Origin of the sequence: Belnapia arida (assembly GCF_016773205.1) — a bacterium.
Lineage (GTDB): Bacteria > Pseudomonadota > Alphaproteobacteria > Acetobacterales > Acetobacteraceae > Belnapia > Belnapia arida.
This window is the reverse complement of sequence record NZ_JAETWB010000025.1, coordinates 53,080-69,700: the sequence shown is the minus strand read 5'-3', so window position 1 is coordinate 69,700 and position 16,621 is coordinate 53,080. Positions and strand designations below refer to the sequence as shown.

Sequence of the window (16,621 nt, the reverse complement as noted above, 5' to 3'; positions counted from 1 at the left end):
GCGACGCCGAAGCCGCGACAACCTGACGGTCGGTCGCCGCCTCACTGGACGCTTACGCCGCATCACCGGACGCTTACCCACGGTCAGAGGCGACGACGTAGCAGCCGGTTGATCTCGATCGCGGTGAGCTCGATGTCACGGGCAGTGCGCAGGATCTCGTTCAAAGGCCAGGCATGGGCGGTTGCCCCGTCCGAGCCGAGGCGGGTCATTGAGCCCTCCGCCTGCGGCAGCTGCATTTGCGATGTTGCGCCGAGCAGTGCATCCCGCCTGACACGCAACTCAATGTAGCGCCTGGATAGCCTAAGCATCTGTGACGGCAGCTCTTCGCCGTCTGGTGCATCGGCGACGACATGCTCCAGCTCTTGGACAAAGCATTTCCAGGATAAGTTCGGCAGACGACAGGAGGGGCGGCCGGCGCCTAGTCGGCGCATGGTTTCGGCAGACCGCTCGAGCTGCGCGAAGTTATAGACGACGCGACCGATGGCGTATATCAGGTCGTCCGTCGCAGGGATGACCCATCGCGGAGCCGAGTTTTGCTGCACGGCGCTGTCCCGTTCATGGCTGCCGAGGGATGGTGGCGGTCTGGATGGCGAAAGCGCTTCGGCTCCGCTGGTGCCCTACCAGGGCTGGCAACGCTGCCGTGAGACAGGCCGCCCACTCCGCTCTGGCCTCCGCCGCCTCAGGGAAATCCTGCGGTACCTTGAACAGCCATTGATCACGCCCCCCTTGCGGGCGCACCAGCATCGGATGCTCACCGGACATCACCCGCTGCTGATACCGGTGAGTGATCATCCGGTGGGCTGCGAGGATTGGCATGGCGCTTCGCCTCACGCCTGGTGCTGGGTCTGTGAAGGGGTTTGCAGCATTCGGCCGAAGAAGGCGGCTGAGAGATCATTCGTCGCCGCGATCAGCCGCGACTGTACCTGATCCAGGAATTCGTGCAGCCCACTGGCGATGATCTCATCAATGGTAAGCGCACCGAGGGAGGCATGTAGTGCACCGAGGCTCTCGGCCGCTGCGGCCCCGCCCGGGAGCCCGTGCCGGGAGCGAAGGATCCCGAGAACACGGTTCGCCTCGCTTACGCAGAAGGCGACCGCACGCGGGAAGTGGAGATGCAGCAGCAAGAAGCCAGCCACGCCGGCCGGGGTCACGCCGCCGGGTACAATCCGCAAATAGGCATGGTGTGCAGCAGCCGAGCGCAGGACCACGTTCCACTGGCCAATGTCGACCGTTGATCCGACGTCGGTCGGGCTCGGCAGCAGGGCGTGGTACTTGAGGTCGATCAGGCGCGTGGTTTGGTCAGCACGCTCAACGAAGCGGCCGAGGCGGTAGAAGTAGGAGACTTGGTCACGGTGCAGCGTGCCGTCGGTGATCCCGGTATGGGTCTGACAGGCTTCCTTGATGCGGTTGAGCAGGCGGGGGGTGTTACCCGGGAGAAGCGCCGCCGGGCCGAGCTCCCCGAGCCATTTATGGAAAACATTGAGTTGTGCCCACATCTCGGTCGAGATCAGGGGCCGCAGGGCCCGCGCATTCTCACGCGCCGACGCAATGGCGCCCGCGATGGAGGTCGGGTTCGTGTGGTCGGTCACGTAGAAGTGGAGCACCGCCTCCGGCGTGGGGGTCCCGTAGATGGCTGTGAACCGTGCCTCGTCAGCGTTTAGGTGCAGAACGGGAAGCCAGTCCTGTGCGCCGCATCGGTCGCGGGCGAAGGTGGCGTTGACGTCGAGGATGCGCGCAAGGCTCTCCGCCCGCTCCACATAGCGCGCAAGCCAGAAGATGCTCTCGGCATAGCGGGCGAGGAGGATGTCAGCCAAGGACCCAGGTATCCTTTGATCCGCCCCCCTGGGACGAGTTGACGATCAGCGACCCCTTGCGGAGCGCCACGCGGGTCAGACCGCCGGGCAGGACCCAGGTTTTCACGCCGGTAACCGCGAAGGGCCTCAGGTCGACATGCCGTGGCTCGACCTGATCACCAGCGAGGGTGGGGGCAACCGAAAGGTCGAGGCAGGGCTGGCTGATATAGTTCGCCGGATCGGCTTTCAGGGCAGCCCGGCATGCCTCGATCTGCTCTCGCGTTGCACGCGGGCCGATGGTGATCCCGTATCCGCCGGACTCGCCAACGGGCTTGACGACGAGTTCCTCGAGGTGTTCGAGCGTGTAACGTAGCGCCTCCGGCTCGCGGCAGATATGCGTCTCGACATTGGACAGGATGGGATCCTGGCCGAGGTAGTAGCGGATCACCCGCGGCATGTAGGCGTAGATGGCCTTGTCGTCGGCTACGCCCGTGCCGACGGCGTTCGCCAGCGTTACTTTTCCCGCTCGGTAGGCACGCATAAGGCCGGGCACGCCGAGCAGGCTGTCCGGCCGGAAGGCCTCCGGGTCGAGGAAGTCGTCGTCGATGCGACGATAGATCACCTCGACCCGTGCAACGCCCGCGGTCGTGCGCATGTAGACGCGGTCCTGGTCGTCCACTACCAAGTCCCGGCCCTCAACCAAGGGCACTCCCATCTCACGTGCCAGAAAGACATGCTCGAAAAAGGCGGAGTTGTAGGTGCCTGGCGACAGCAGGACCACCTGAGGGTTGGTCACCGTGGCCCCTTGAGGCGCCACCTCCCGCAACGCCGCGAGGAGGCGCTGGCCATACTCATCCACCGGCCGCAGCCCAATTCCCTCGAGCAGGTCCGGGAAAGCACGCTGCATCATGTGCCGGTTCTCGACAACGTAACTGACGCCCGAGGGCGTGCGCGCATTGTCCTCGAGCACCAGGAAGCGACCGTTACCGTCCCTGACGACGTCAGTGCCGCAAATATGCACATAGGTTCCATGCGGCAAGTCGAGCCCCTGCATGGCGGTGCGGTAGTTGGCGTTGCCCAGCACGAGCTCGGCCGGGATCACGCCATCCTTCAGGATGCGCTGTCCGTGATAGAGGTCGTTCAGCAGGAGGTTGATCGCGGCGACCCGTTGGCAGACACCCCGCTCCACCACGTCCCACTCCTCGGCCGAGAGAACACGGGGGATCGGGTCAAAAGGCAGCACCCGATCGACCGCGTTTTCGTCGGAATAGACAGTGAAGGTAATGCCGCGGTCGTGCAGTTCCTCCTCGGCCTCCGCGGTGCGCCGGCGCAGTTCATCGGCAGGAACGGCGGCGAGTCGGTCACGGACTGGCTGAGCGGCACCGCCGCGTGTTAGCTCACAGTAGAACTCTCCTGGCGTGTAGGCTCTCAGCATGGGGCCGTAACTTCCTGGCGTCGGATCGATTATTGAACTTATAGATCATCGATCTTGCATCTCGTGTGCCAGCCTGCAGGCATATCTCGCGTCTGTGACAATTCGTGGCGCGAGCATGCCGTCTCAATTCGGAGGGAGTACCTTACCTCGACGCCGTCAGGTACAGGGTTAAGCGGAAGCGCCGCCCCCCTGCTCCTGGACTTCGTCCGTCCACACCTGGAAGCCGACCAAGGTGCTCGGCCCAAAGGTGGTACTGATCGCCACGTCGGCGGCGTCCCGGCCGCGCGCCATTAGCACCCGACCGATCCGTGGCTTGTTGTGCCGAGCATCGAAAGTGTACCAGCCGCCGTCGAGATAGACCTCGAACCAAGCCGACCAGTCCATCGGGTCCGGCACCGCTGGCACGCCGATATCACCGAGGTAGCCAGTGCAGTAGCGGGCCGGGATATTCATGCAGCGGCAGAGCGTCACCGCGAGATGGGTGAAGTCGCGGCAGACGCCCACCTGTTCCTGGTAGCCCTCCGATGCAGTGCGGGTATTGCGGGCGCGCTGGTAGTCGAAGCGGATGCGGTTATGCACGAAGTCGCAGATCGCCTGCACTCGGGCCCAGCCCATCGGCGTGTTGCCGAAGGTTTGCCAGGCCATGTCGGACAATGCCTCGGTATCGCAGTAGCGGCTGGCCAGCAGGAAGATGAGGGCATCGTCCGGCACCTCGGCCACCGCCACCTGCCGGGCATGAGGCGCGACCACGTCCGGCAGGCCACTGTCACGGATCACCGCATCGGCGGTCAGAGTGAAGCGGCCTGCCGGGGCGGAGATGCGCTGGCAAGTATTGCCGAAGCCATCCGTATAAAAATGCACCGGCAGGAAGGGCGTGACGACGACGCCATCGGGGCTGACCAGATCCGCGGTGCGGCTCGGATGCACGTTCAGCAAGAACACCGCATCGACCGGCATCGGGAAGTCATAGGTCAATTTGTAGCCAATTCTGATGTGCATGCCTAAGATCCGTCCTTAGTACGGACCGTAACGTCGAAACGGCTTAAATGTTGCGCAGAAACCGCCGCTAGACCCACTGGCAAGGCTCAACCGAGGCGGCAATCGGCAGGCCACCGCCGCCCTCTAACGCGTGGTCATCGTGCGCATGCGCACTCACCAGGCGACCCTCGGCTACGTCAGGCGACGCACCGCCGAGGGAAAGAGCAAGCTCGAGATCATCCGTTGCCTCAAGCGCTTCGTCGCCTGCGAGATCTTCAGCTTTCTCGGCCGCCCGGCCATCGCCAAACATTCAGTGCTAGCGAGCCTCGACTAATACAGGAGCATCAGAGCCGAAGCGGGGGTGCGATCGCGTTTTTCGCCTGCGAAGGGGCATTCGGCCGGGATGATGTCTATGCCGCGGCGGTAGCACACCACCCGGATGCGTCGGGACCTCCATCTCCGCTGCATCGCAGACCGCGGCCGCATGGGCTGGCAGGAGGCGTTGGGATACAACTGGCGAGCCCTGGCGGAGGCCGCCGTCTCGAGATGGAAGCGCGTCGTCGGCGACGGGCTGCGCTCAAGGACGGATGGGTGCCAAGCTACCGAATTAGCCATCACCATCAATGTCCCGAAATGGATACTGAATTTTGGACGCCCCGGGAACGTCCGCATCGCATGATCCCGAACGCAAGCAGGAGCCAATGCGTCCGGGCCGCCAACCCATCCAACACGTTGCAGAAGTGTAGCTCGCCAATCCTAGGCTCTGCAGCAGCTCAGGCTTTGGCCGGCAGCGTGGAAACCTGGAACCGCACCGGACGGTCGGCGAAGAAGGCTTCCAAGTTGTCGAGGAGAATTTGCTGCTGCGCTGTTTGCGCCGCTTCCGACAAGGCGGCCATGTGCGGCGTGAGCACGACGTTATCGAGCGCCTTGAGCCGGTCCCCGACATGCGGCTCGCGTTGGTACACATCGAGGCCGGCACCGGCGATCCGGCCGGCCTCCAACGCGTCGCACAAAGCGTCCTCGTCGACCAAGGAGCCGCGGGCGATGTTGACCAGGGTGCCGGTACGGCCCAATGCATCCAGCACGGCCGGACCGACCGCAGCGCGATTCTCCTCGTCTGCTCGCGCGGCGACCACCAGCACGTCAGCCCATCTGGCGAGCGCGAGCAAGTCCTCGAAATAAGGGTAGGGCACGCCGTTGCGCGGTGAGCGGTTGTGGTAACCAACCTGCATCTCGAAAGCGGCCGCGCGTTGGGCGACCCGCGATCCAATCGCGCCAAGCCCATAGACGCCAAGGCGACGACCTGCGAGGCCGGGTACCAGCGGCATCCGACCGATCCCGAGATCGACCCAGCCGCCGCTGCGTACGACGCGATCGCCCCGAAGGATAAGTCTGGTCGAGGCGAGCACCAGACCCATGGCAAACTCGGCCACGCTCGTTGCATTCGCGTCGCCAGCGTGTGTTACGAGGATGCCGCGTGCTGCGGCCTCAGCACGGTCCACTCTCTCGAAGCCGGTGCCGTAGCAAGTGATGAGTCCGAGGCGCGGCAGGGCTGCCATGAGTTCAGCGCTGGCACCAACGCTTCCCAGGGTGATCAGTGCCTGTGCGCTGCGCGCCGCCTCAGGCAAGGTCCCAGGGATGGTTTGCCCCAAAGGGCCATACACCTCATAGGTCTCTTCGAGGCGGGCCTGAAAAGGCGGCCTTAGCGGCATCGCTGTGAGAATAACAGGTTTCATCAATCGTGAGCTCCGCGCTTAGCGTCTTGCAGCAGCGCAGCATGACCGAGGCGAGGCGGCAAGCAATTGGCTACTCTTGACGTTTGCCCCCACAGTTATCGATGACGAGTAGGTACCAAATACGTCTCTGCATCTGCATTCTCGCAACCGGTTTGGACGTAAAGTTTCAATTGAGCTTGCCTTTACACGGTCGCCCCCTAGTCATTCTGCGTAACTGCTACAGAGGGGTGGGCGCCTCGCGCCTGGATAAAGGTCGCGCCGCGGCTGGCACCCAGCGTCCTAAGTGACACCCAACCCCTGATCGCAGCCGAGGTGGTATTGCGCAACACGAACAGCCGATCGTTCGGCAATCTTTTGAGTTGAATGATACTGCGCACCATCCGTCGCAATGGGTCTTGCAGAAGAAGTTTGTGCAGTGCATCATGAGGGCGGGGTTAGGGAGGGAAGCTCAATATGGAGGTTCCCATGCTCATATTTTTGCTTGGCACTGCCGCTCTTGTCATCACCAACCTTGTCACAAATCATGAGGCGCAACGCGAGGGCCTAAACGAATTAGGGGCCGGACAGCGTATTGGGACTTAGGTCCGACGAGTGGTATTTTATATCGGACCAATCGTGTGGCTAAATACAATCATCTCTTGGGATGTTTCGGCGCGCGTGTTCTGGCTTGCCAACATACACCGCCAACAAACCTTGAATGGTTTCGAATTGGGACAGCGTTTTTGGCCTGGTGATTGGTTCGTACCAGAAGCACCGCAGCCGAGTTCCTTGGAGGCACGAATGGCATTAAGGCAGTTAAGGGTCGTGCGCTCCTAGCCTTCCACGACGCAAGGTGGCAGTGGCCAACACGCCGATGACGCCCTGCGCCAGTAGTGCTGCTAGCCTCCTCGCGACTTTACGGTTTTAACACTGTGCCGAAGGACAAAAGCAGGACGTTGCTTTTCTTCTCGAGTGGCCTTTGTTTAAATGGCAGGCAAGCTAGTCGTTTGTGTCCACCATCGCTGAGACAAATACTATTTTGCGTTAATGTAGTGGCGGAGCATTGGCTAGTCTCAAGCCCTTCTGGGGGCGTACGTGCTATTCGATCGGAACCCGCCTGCTGTGCACATAGACAAAAGCTAGCCTCAGCAGTTCCCCACCGATCGGCTGGCACGAAACTTGCACACGCTAGCTCCATCGCCACGCCATCGGGAGCACTGCAATGCACCGACGTAGCCTGCTGCGCACTGCCGCTTTTGCCGCCGTACCACTTGCAGCACCGCGCCTTGCCCTCGGTAGTAGCGCCCGCGTGCTGAACTTCGTGCCTTATGCCGATGTCGCCTCGGCTGACCCGATCTGGAGCAGCACCTATGCGACGCGAACTTCCGCGCTCGCGGTTTTCGACACGCTCTATGGCACGGACGAGCGGCTCGCGGCACAACCGCAGATGGTCGAAGGCCATGTCATCGAGAATGACGGCAGGAGCTGGCGACTGACGCTGCGCGAAGGCCTCGTCTTCCATGATGGCGAAACGGTGCTAGCGCGCGACTGCGTGGCCTCGATCAATCGGTGGGGCAAGCGCGACGCCTTTGGCCAACAGTTGCTGGCCGCCACCGAGGACCTGAGCGCCGCCGACGACCGTACCCTTGTATTCCGCCTCAAGCGGCCCTTTCCCATGCTGCCGGACGCGCTCGGCCGGGCGAGCTCCCTGGTTCCGGTGATGATGCCGGAGCGGCTCGCCCGAACTGACCCTTTCACGCAAGTGCCAGAGGTAGTTGGCAGCGGGCCGTTTCGCTTCCTAGCGAATGAACGGATACCTGGCGCCCGGGTAGTTTATGAAAAGCATGCGGCCTACCGGCCACGCCCGAACGGCATACCGAGTTTCACCACCGGACCACGCATCGCCTATCTCGACCGCGTCGTCTTCAACGTCATGCCTGACCCAGCCTCCGCCGCCGCCGCACTGCAGTCGGGCGAGGTGGATTGGATTGAGCAACCGCTAATCGACCTGCTGCCGATGCTACGCCGGACCCGCGACATTACCGTCGACGTGAAGGACCGTACCGGCTACCTCGGTCAATTCCGCTTCAACCATCTCCACCCACCCTTCGACAAGCCGGCGGTGCGACGTGTCATCTTGGCGGCAGTTAGCCAGCAGGACTGCATGTCGGCCGTGGTAGGCAACGAGGAATCGATTGCCAACAGTAAGGTCGGGATCTACACGCCAGGCTCGCCGATGGAGACCGACGCAGGCATCGGGGCCCGCGGCAAGCCAGACTTTGCCGCACTGAAGCAAGCACTCGCGGCGGCAGGCTACGCTGGTGAGCGCGTGGTCATGCTGGCCGCGGCGGAGGTCCCCCGCATATCGGCTGTCTCCGAGGTGACGCGCGACGTGCTTGTGCGGCTTGGCATGAATGTCGATTACGTGCCAGCGGATTGGGGCACAATCGGCGCCCGCACCACCAGTAAGGAGCCGGTCGAGCGCGGCGGCTGGAGCGCATATTGCACCTATGTCGGCGGGTTGGATGCCATGACCCCGGCGACACACTCTATGCTGCGCGGCAACGGTGTGCGGGGCGGGCAGGCAGGCTGGCCGACCAGCGACCGTATCGAGGAACTGCGCAGCGAATACTTTCTTGCGTCCGACCTTGCGGCACAACAAGCGGTTGCGCGGGAACTGCAGTTGCAAGCTTGGCAGGATGTCTCCTTCGTGCCGCTTGGCCAATTCATCCAGCCGGTTGCCTTCCGGCGAAATGTGTCTGGCATGCTCAGCGGGGTGCCGCAGTTCACCAATATCCGCAAGGTGTGAGATGTGTATCTGAGGAGGACCGTCAGACGGCTCTGAGGACGCCGCGAGACGACTCTGTCAGCACTCACGCCATTCCTGGCCTGACGAGTTGGGTCGCTGGCTCCGTCTAGGGTGCCCCAAGAATGATGAGCGCAGCGGCGACACGAGGGAGATGAAGCTGGCGGCGGATCTCTTCGCACTTGCGAAGTGGTCGGCAGCAAGACTAAGTTAGCGATATGTTACCGGCTCCGCGAAGGACGCCGCGGGGAAATGCACAGTCAATTTACTCACCGGTCCCGGTGGCGCACGTCGCCGGGCAGGAGTTTATATGACAAAGCGTTTTTCCCTGCTCGGATCCACCCTGGTCCTGCTCGCCACCTTTGCCGCCCCCTCGGTTAACGCTCAGACGGAAACGGTGCTCCGCGTCGCCATGACGGCAGGGGATATTCCGCTAACCGCAGGCATTCCGGACCAGGGCTTCGAAGGCTGGCGCTTCGTCGGCTACAACCTTTATGACGCGCTGGTCAGCTGGGACCTTAGCCGCAGCGACGTCATTGCCGACATCAAGCCCGGCCTCGCCTCCTCCTGGGCGATCGACCCGGCGAACAACCGTCGCTGGCTCTTCACGCTCCGCCGCGACGTGAAATTTCATGATGGCTCGCCGCTAACCGCCGCCGATATTGTCTGGAATTTCGAGCGGTTTACTAAGGAGGGTGCGCCACAGTTCAACGCTCGGCAATTCGCCTTCGCCCGTGCCTACCTCGGCAATTTTGAAGGCATCGAGAAGGTCGACGACTTCACTGTCGCCATTACCACCAAGCAGCCGGACAGCTTGCTGCCCTACAACATGTCCTTCCTGATGATGGTGAGCCCGCGCCGCTCTGAGGAAGTGAAGAACGATGCCGATGCCTTCGCTCGCAACCCCTCTGGTACGGGCCCCTACCGCTTCTCCCGCATGATCCCCGGGGAGCGGCTGGAGCTGGTCCGCAACGCCGACTACTGGGACAAGGCGCGCATCCCGAAGCACGACCGCCTGGTGCTGCTGCCGATGCCGGAAGCCTCCACCCGCACCGCCTCGCTCCTCTCCGGCCAGGTCGACTGGATCGAGGCTCCGGCGCCCGACGCCATCCCCCGCCTCCGCTCCTCCCGCATGCAGATCGTCACCAATTCCTATCCGCACAACTGGGCCTATCAGCTCAACTTCGTCGATGGACCCTTCGCCGACATTCGGGTGCGCCGCGCCGCCAACCACGCGCTGAACCGCGCCGACTTCAATGAGATGCTGGGCGGCATCGCCATGGAGGGCTTCGCCAACCTGCCGCCGTCCTCCAACTGGTTCGGCAATCCAGTCCGCTACGAATTCAACCAAGCCAAGGCCCGCGCCCTGCTGCGGGAAGCCGGCTGCATGCCCTGCCGCGTCACCTTCGCCATCTCCACCAGCGGCTCCGGTCAGATGCAGCCGCTGCCGATGAACGAGCTGGTGAAGTCGCAACTTGAAGCCGTCGGCTTCCAGGTCAACCTGCAGGTGATGGACTGGAACGCCCTGCTGCAGATGGGCCGCGAGGGCCGCGAGAAGCACACCGACGTGCATGGCATCAATATCAGCCGCTCCCTGCAGGACCCTTTCAACGGCATGTTCCGCTTCAGCTGGAGCCAGCAGGCCTCGCCGCGTGGCTCCAACTGGGGCCATTACAGCAGCCCCTCCATGGATGCGCTGATTGATAAGGCGCTCGCCACCTTCGACGAAGCCCAGCGCCTGCCCCTGCTGCGCCAGGTGCATGAGAAGATGAGCGAGGATGCCGTCATGCTCTGGGTGGTGCATGACCTCAACCCGCGGGCCCTCTCGCCCCGCCTCCGCGGCTTCGTCCAGGCGCAAAGCTGGTTCCAGGACCTGACCCCGATCACCGTAGCCCCGCGGTAGCCGGATGTTCGGCTATGTGGTGCGGCGGCTGCTGGCGGCGATCCCCATCGCCCTCGGCGTCTCCATGGTCTGCTTCGCCCTCGTTTACCTCGCCCCCGGCGACCCGGTGCAGACCCTGCTGCCGCCGGATGCCGATGCCGAGACAGTCGAGCGGCTGAAGCGGCTCTACGGCCTGGACCGGCCCCTGCCGATCCAGTACCTCGAATGGCTTTGGCGCGTGATGCAGGGTGACTTCGGCAAGTCGATCGCCACCGGCCGGCCGGTCTTGGACGAGATCCTGCGCTCGCTTGGCAACACCGTGCTGCTGGCCACGCTCTCGGTGCTGATCGCCTTCAGCGTCGCCTTTATCCTCGGCACCATCGCCGGGCGGCGAACCGGCACCTGGCTGGACCGCATCGTCACCGGCATCGCCGTGCTCGGCGTCTCCATCCCCAACTACTGGCTCGGCATCGTGCTGGTCATCATCTTCTCGGTCGAGCTGATGGTGCTGCCAGCCTCCGGCATGGCCGGCGATACCTTCGACCCGACGAGCTGGGAGCATATCCAGCATGTTGTGCTGCCGGTCTTCACCCTGTCGATGATCCCGGTCGGCATCATCGCCCGCACCACGCGCTCGGCGGTTGCCGAGGTGATGAACCAGGAATTCGTCGTGACCTTGCGGGCCAACGGGTTGCCGGAATGGCGGGTGTTGCGGCATGCGCTGAAGAATGCGCTGCCGCCGGTGCTCGCCGTCATGGGCCTGCAATTCGGCACGCTGATGGGCGGCTCGATCCTGGTCGAGACCGTCTTCTCCTGGCCCGGCAGCGGCTTCATGCTGAGCAAGGCCATCCTCAACCGGGACGTGCCGGTGCTGCAGGGCACCATCCTTGTTCTCGCGATGATCTTCGTGACCGTGAACCTGACCGTAGACCTGTTCCAGTCGTCGCTCGACCCCCGCATCCGCCGCGGCTGAGGAGGCACGCCATGTCCACCACCATCCCCGGCGCGGCCACGGCCGAGGGCTCGCTCCCGACCCAGCGCGGCTATTGGGGCACCGTCGGCTACCGGCTGCGCTACGACCCGGTCACCCTGTTCTTCGCGGCGCTGCTGCTGCTCATCATCCTTTCGGCTATCTTCGCGCCGCTGCTGGCGCCCTTTGATCCCTATCAGGAAAGCATCATCCGCCGCCTCAAGCCGCCCGGCTTCCGCGGCCATATGCTCGGCACGGACGAACTCGGGCGGGACGTGCTCTCCCGACTGCTCCATGGCGGCCGCATCACCCTGCTGATGGGCATGGTCCCGGTGCTGGTGGCGACCCTCATCGGCGGCGGCCTCGGCCTAGTCGCGGGCTTCGCCGGCGGCGTGGTGAATGCCGTCATCATGCGGGTGATGGACGTCTTCTACGCCTTCCCCTCGGTCCTGCTCGCGGTCGCTATCTCCGGCGCCATGGGGGGCGGCGTCGGCAACGGGATGATCGCGCTGACCCTGGTCTTCATCCCGCCGCTCTGCCGGGTGGCGGAGACGGCGACGACCCAGGTCCGCAACCTCGATTTTGTCGACGCGGCGCGGGCCACCGGCGCCCCGCTCCGCCTCGTGCTCTGGCACCATGTGCTGGGCAACGTGCTCGGCCCGGTGCTGATTTATGCCTCCAGCCTCACCTCGGTCAGCGTCATCCTCGCTTCCGGCCTCTCCTTCCTCGGACTGGGTGTGAAGCCGCCGGAACCCGATTGGGGCCTGATGCTGAATGCGCTACGCCAGGCGATCTATGTTAGCCCGCTGGTCTGCGCCATGCCGGGCATCGCCATCCTGCTCACTTCGATCAGCATGAACATGCTGAGCGATGGATTGCGATCGGCAATGGATGTGCGGAGCTGAAATGATGTCGGCCACCCTGATGGAACTCGACCAACGTGACCGCGGCGGCCCGCAGCAGCCACTGCTAGTGGTGCGCAACCTGCGCAAACATTTCCCGATCCGCAGCGGTATTCTTGGCCGCGTCTCGGCCCATGTTCGCGCGGTGGACAATGTCTCCTTCACCGTCCGCAAGGGAGAGACGCTGGGCATCGTCGGCGAGAGCGGCTGCGGCAAATCGACTGTCGCACGGCTGCTGATGCGCCTCATTAACCCCGATGCCGGCGAGCAGATCTTCGATGGCGATGCCGTCGGCGAGCATGGCGGCATCAGCGTGGCGGACCTCCGCCGCCAGGTGCAGATGGTCTTCCAGGACAGCGCCAGCTCGCTCAACCCGCGCATGCCGGTGCAGAATTCCATCGCCTTCGGCCCAATCGCCTTCGGTACCCCCCGCGTCGAGGCCGTGGGCCAGGCGCGGGAACTGCTGACCCGCGTCGGCCTCAACCCCGCGCTCTTCGGCGGCCGCTACCCGCATGAGCTCTCGGGCGGGCAGAAGCAGCGCATCAATATCGCACGTGCGCTTGCCATGCAGCCGCGCATGATCATCCTCGACGAGGCCGTCTCCGCGCTCGACAAATCCGTGGAGGCGCAGGTGCTGAACCTGCTGCAGGCGCTGAAGCGCAGCTTCAACCTGACCTATGTCTTCATCAGCCACGACCTCGGCGTGGTCCGCTGGATCAGCGACCGGGTGATGGTCATGTACCTCGGCGAGATCGTCGAGATCGGCCCCGCCGATACCATCTACACCGGCGCCAGGCATCCCTACACCCGCGCCCTGCTAGCCTCCCGCCCGGCGCTCGATCCTGACCAGCGGCGGGAGGAGGCGCCGGTCAGCGGCGATCCGCCCAACCCGATCAACCCGCCCTCCGGCTGCCGCTTCCACACCCGCTGCCCGCATGCTGAGCCGGTCTGCGCCAGCCGTGCACCAAGCCTGGGCGCCGAGGGCGAGCAGGCCCATCGCGCCGCCTGCCACATGCAAGACCCGGCCTCCGGCCATTCCCAGGCGATCGCCGCATGACCGAACCTTTGGCCGAGGTTTCCAACCTCTCAGTCGATTTCGTCACCCGCGAATCGAGCGTCCGTGCCGTCAACGACGTGAACTTCACCATGCTGCCGGGCGAGGTGATGTGCATGCTGGGCGAAAGCGGCTCCGGGAAAAGCGTGACGATGCGCGCGCTGATGCGGCTGCTGCCGCCGAAGCGCAGCGTCATTTCGGGCGGGATCCGCATCGCCGGCCAGGATGTACAGGCGATGGATGCGACGGCGCTGCGTCGGATGCGCGGCAGCACCGTCTCCATGATCTTCCAGGAGCCGATGACCGCCTTTGACCCCGTGGTCCGCGTCGGCGACCAGATCGCCGAGGTCGTCTCGGTTCATCGCGGCGTGAGCCATGCCGCTGGCCGGCAGCGGGCGCTCGACCTGTTCGAGCTGGTCCGCATCCCCTCCGCCCAGCGCCGGCTCGATGCCTATCCGCATGAGCTCTCGGGCGGCCTCCGCCAGCGCGCCATGATCGCACTGGCGCTGTCCTGCGAGCCGAAGCTGCTGCTAGCGGATGAGCCGACCACCGCGCTCGATGCCACGGTGCAGATCCAGGTGCTGATCCTGCTGCGCCGGCTCCAGCAGGAGATGGGCATGTCGGTGATCTTCGTCACCCATGACCTCGGCGTCGCCGCCGAGATCGCCGACCGCGTCGCCGTCATGTATGCCGGCCGCGTGGTGGAGACCGGCCCGGTGCGCGACCTGATGCGCCGGCCACTGCACCCCTATACCGCCGGGCTGCTCGCTTCCACGGTGCATGACCAGCCGCGCGACCAGGACCTCGAGACCATCCCCGGCACCCCGCCCGATATGCGCCATCTGCCGCCTGGCTGCGCCTTCGCCCCCCGTTGCCCCCGCGCCGGTACCGATTGCATCACCACCGTGCCGCCCCCTGTCACCCCCGCCCCGGGTCGCATCGTCCGCTGCTTGCGGGTCGAAGCGGAACTCGTTTGATGCGGCAAGTCATCGACATCCTCGGAAGCGTCATCCGCCGACGCCTCGGACCTCAAGGCCCAACTCTGTGCCCGCCGGCTGAATACGTTGCTGATCGCCAGAACGCCCCCAAACGTCTTCAGCCGCCCGCGCGGTGCGCGCGTCCCGGTGCTGCTTCCACCGGCAGCGTTTCACTATCTTTCGCGGCCTTTGCTTTGCCGGGTGCCTGCGTATCGGGCGATCCTCGTGGCGCGCAGGCGCGAGTCGGGCGCCTCACGCATGGCCTGGGCTCGCCCACGTTGCGAAGTTGGAGGGGAAGTTCGGGGCGATGCAAGCTGGCGTCTTCATCCCCATCAACAGCAATGGCTGGCTGCTGTCCGAGACCGTGCCTCAGTACATGCCAAGCTTCGAACTGAACCGCGACATCACCCTGGCGGCGGAGCGGCACAGGCTCGATTTTGTGCTGTCCATGGTCAAGCTGCACGGCTTGGGCGCGAAGACGGAATTCTGGGATCATGGGCTGGAGAGCTTCACGCTGATGGCCGGGCTGGCCGCCGTGACCACGCACATCAGGCTATTTGCGAGCGTGGCGACGCTGACCATCCTGCCCGCCATTGCAGCGCGCATGTGCGTCACCATTGGCAGCATCTCGGGCGGGCGGTTTGGGTTGAACTCGGTCACCGGCTGGCGAAGGCTGAGTACGATCAGATGGGCCTTTGGCCCGGCGATAGTCATTTTGCCTGCCGTTACGAGATACTGGACGAATACGCCGCCATCTTGCGCAATTTTGGAAAACCGGGTGAAGCATAAAGGGCGATTTTCTCACCACGGACAAATGTGTGCTTTCGCCGCGGCCGTCTGTGCCGATAAAGATGATTTGTGCGGGCTCCAGCACCGAGGGCATGCGCTTCACGGCTAAGCACACCGTTTACAGCTTCTGCCTGGGCAAGGGCATCAATGCCCCCACCGTCTTCGCCAACGTCGCCGCGCGCATACAGGAATTCGCGGCCAGGACGGGTCGCAGGTCCGAGACTTTCGTCATATCCATGGTCATCGCGGCTGAGACCGATGTGGAGGCTTGGACGCGCTGGGAGCACATCGAGTCCGGCGCGGACCAGGCGGCCATAGAATGGATGCAGGGCCAAGCCGCGGCCGACGCCCGCCCCACCTCCGACACCAATGTCCGCCAGTTGGCGGACGCGACCAGCGCCGTGAATATCAACATGAGCACCTTCATTGGCAGCTACGCCTCGGTAGCCCGCATGCTCGACGAGGTGGCGGCAGTGCCTGGCACCGGCGGGGTGCTGCTCACCTTTGATGACTTCGTGAAGGACGTGAAGGATTTCGGTACACGCATCCAGCCGTTGATGCGCTGCCGCCAACACATGACGAAGGAAGCCGCCTGATGACCGCCGGCTATGCCCCCGCCACCCCTGAGCGCATCCCCTTCGTGCTGCCCGCCAAGCCCGAGCCCATCCGGCTGAATCCCGCCGAGACGGCGCTCATCATCGTGGACATGCAGAACGCCTATGCCTCGGCGGGCGGCTACCTGGACATTGCCGGCTTCGATATCTCCGAGGCTTCCGCCTGCATTGCGGGCATCGCCACCGCCGCTGAGGCCGCGCGGAAGGCGGGCATTCCGGTGCTGTATTTCCAGAACGGCTGGGACGCTGACTACATAGAGGCGGGCGGCCCCGGCTCGCCGAATTGGCACAAGTCCAACGCGCTGAAGGCCATGCGCAAGAAGCCCGAACTGCAGGGGAAGCTACTGGCCAAGGGCGGCTGGGATTACGCGCTGGTGGATGCGTTGGCGCCCCAGCCGGGTGACATAGTGGTGCCCAAAACACGCTATTCCGGCTTCTTCAACACCAACATCGACAGCATGCTGCGCGCGCGCAGCGTCCGGAACATCGTATTTACTGGCATTGCGACCAATGTCTGTGTTGAATCCTCGCTGCGGGATGCCTTTCACCTGGAGTATTTCGGCATCGTGCTGGAGGATGCGACGCACGCAGCGGGGCCGGATTTTGCACAAAAGGCTGCCCTCTACAACATCGAGACCTTCTTCGGATGGGTCTCCACCGTCGCGGATTTCTGTGGCGCCGTCGGCCAGAGTGAGGACTGAACCCC

The 16,621-nt window shown here is 64.1% G+C and carries 15 protein-coding genes; 10 read left to right on the top strand and 5 right to left on the bottom strand.

The features are described from left to right. Positions 1–83 precede the first annotated feature (83 nt). The 4 genes from JMJ56_RS25620 to JMJ56_RS25605 form a co-directional block, all read right to left on the bottom strand. Positions 84–542 (bottom strand): hypothetical protein, encoded by a 459-nt coding sequence (locus tag JMJ56_RS25620; protein WP_202834601.1) that lies wholly within the window; start codon positions 540–542, stop codon positions 84–86. A 285-nt stretch (positions 543–827) separates the two neighbouring features. Then, positions 828–1,814, bottom strand: a complete 987-nt coding sequence (locus tag JMJ56_RS25615) for an alpha-E domain-containing protein (RefSeq protein ID WP_236038509.1) — start codon at positions 1,812–1,814, stop codon at positions 828–830. Next, positions 1,807–3,228 (bottom strand): circularly permuted type 2 ATP-grasp protein, encoded by a 1,422-nt coding sequence (locus JMJ56_RS25610; protein WP_202834600.1) that lies wholly within the window; start codon positions 3,226–3,228, stop codon positions 1,807–1,809. The genes JMJ56_RS25615 and JMJ56_RS25610 overlap by 8 nt, the downstream gene beginning before the upstream one ends. A gap of 168 nt (positions 3,229–3,396) precedes the next feature. Continuing rightward, positions 3,397–4,227 (bottom strand): transglutaminase-like domain-containing protein, encoded by an 831-nt coding sequence (locus JMJ56_RS25605; protein WP_202834599.1) that lies wholly within the window; start codon positions 4,225–4,227, stop codon positions 3,397–3,399. Between the two features lie 145 nt (positions 4,228–4,372). Between JMJ56_RS25605 and JMJ56_RS25600 the strand changes: the two genes are divergently transcribed. After that, entirely contained in the window at positions 4,373–4,540 is a 168-nt protein-coding gene (locus tag JMJ56_RS25600) for a hypothetical protein (RefSeq protein WP_202834598.1), read from the top strand. Positions 4,541–4,979: 439 nt separating this feature from the next. On the opposite strand, the gene JMJ56_RS25595 is transcribed toward JMJ56_RS25600, so the two are convergent. After that, positions 4,980–5,942, bottom strand: coding sequence for a 2-hydroxyacid dehydrogenase (locus tag JMJ56_RS25595; protein ID WP_202834597.1), 963 nt, complete (start codon positions 5,940–5,942; stop codon positions 4,980–4,982). A gap of 1,201 nt (positions 5,943–7,143) precedes the next feature. Here JMJ56_RS25595 and JMJ56_RS25590 point away from each other — a divergent pair. The 9 genes from JMJ56_RS25590 to rutB all read left to right on the top strand — a co-directional run bounded on the left by JMJ56_RS25590 (position 7,144) and on the right by rutB (position 16,616). After that, positions 7,144–8,730, top strand: coding sequence for an ABC transporter substrate-binding protein (locus JMJ56_RS25590; protein ID WP_202834596.1), 1,587 nt, complete (start codon positions 7,144–7,146; stop codon positions 8,728–8,730). Positions 8,731–9,037: 307 nt separating this feature from the next. Beyond that, on the top strand, positions 9,038–10,630 hold the full coding sequence (locus tag JMJ56_RS25585) for an ABC transporter substrate-binding protein (protein WP_202834595.1): 1,593 nt from the start codon (positions 9,038–9,040) through the stop codon (positions 10,628–10,630). A 4-nt stretch (positions 10,631–10,634) separates the two neighbouring features. Beyond that, positions 10,635–11,582 carry an ABC transporter permease gene (locus JMJ56_RS25580; RefSeq protein WP_202834594.1) on the top strand — a complete coding sequence of 316 codons (948 nt, stop codon included), beginning with the start codon at positions 10,635–10,637 and terminating at the stop codon, positions 11,580–11,582. 11 nt (positions 11,583–11,593) lie between these two features. After that, on the top strand, positions 11,594–12,484 hold the full coding sequence (locus JMJ56_RS25575) for an ABC transporter permease (RefSeq protein ID WP_202834593.1): 891 nt from the start codon (positions 11,594–11,596) through the stop codon (positions 12,482–12,484). 4 nt (positions 12,485–12,488) lie between these two features. Further along, a complete protein-coding gene (locus tag JMJ56_RS25570) occupies positions 12,489–13,538 on the top strand; it encodes an ABC transporter ATP-binding protein (RefSeq protein ID WP_236038507.1) in 1,050 nt (349 codons plus the stop codon). Further along, complete coding sequence (locus JMJ56_RS25565) at positions 13,535–14,512, top strand: ABC transporter ATP-binding protein (RefSeq protein ID WP_202834592.1); 978 nt, start codon at positions 13,535–13,537, stop codon at positions 14,510–14,512. Before JMJ56_RS25570 ends, JMJ56_RS25565 begins: the two co-directional genes overlap by 4 nt. 307 nt (positions 14,513–14,819) lie before the next feature. Further along, positions 14,820–15,410 carry an LLM class flavin-dependent oxidoreductase gene (locus JMJ56_RS36250; protein ID WP_268885099.1) on the top strand — a complete coding sequence of 197 codons (591 nt, stop codon included), beginning with the start codon at positions 14,820–14,822 and terminating at the stop codon, positions 15,408–15,410. Beyond that, positions 15,394–15,897 carry a hypothetical protein gene (locus JMJ56_RS36245; protein WP_328702472.1) on the top strand — a complete coding sequence of 168 codons (504 nt, stop codon included), beginning with the start codon at positions 15,394–15,396 and terminating at the stop codon, positions 15,895–15,897. Before JMJ56_RS36250 ends, JMJ56_RS36245 begins: the two co-directional genes overlap by 17 nt. Next, positions 15,897–16,616 carry a pyrimidine utilization protein B gene (gene rutB / locus JMJ56_RS25555; protein WP_202834591.1) on the top strand — a complete coding sequence of 240 codons (720 nt, stop codon included), beginning with the start codon at positions 15,897–15,899 and terminating at the stop codon, positions 16,614–16,616. Before JMJ56_RS36245 ends, rutB begins: the two co-directional genes overlap by 1 nt. Positions 16,617–16,621: the final 5 nt, after the last annotated feature.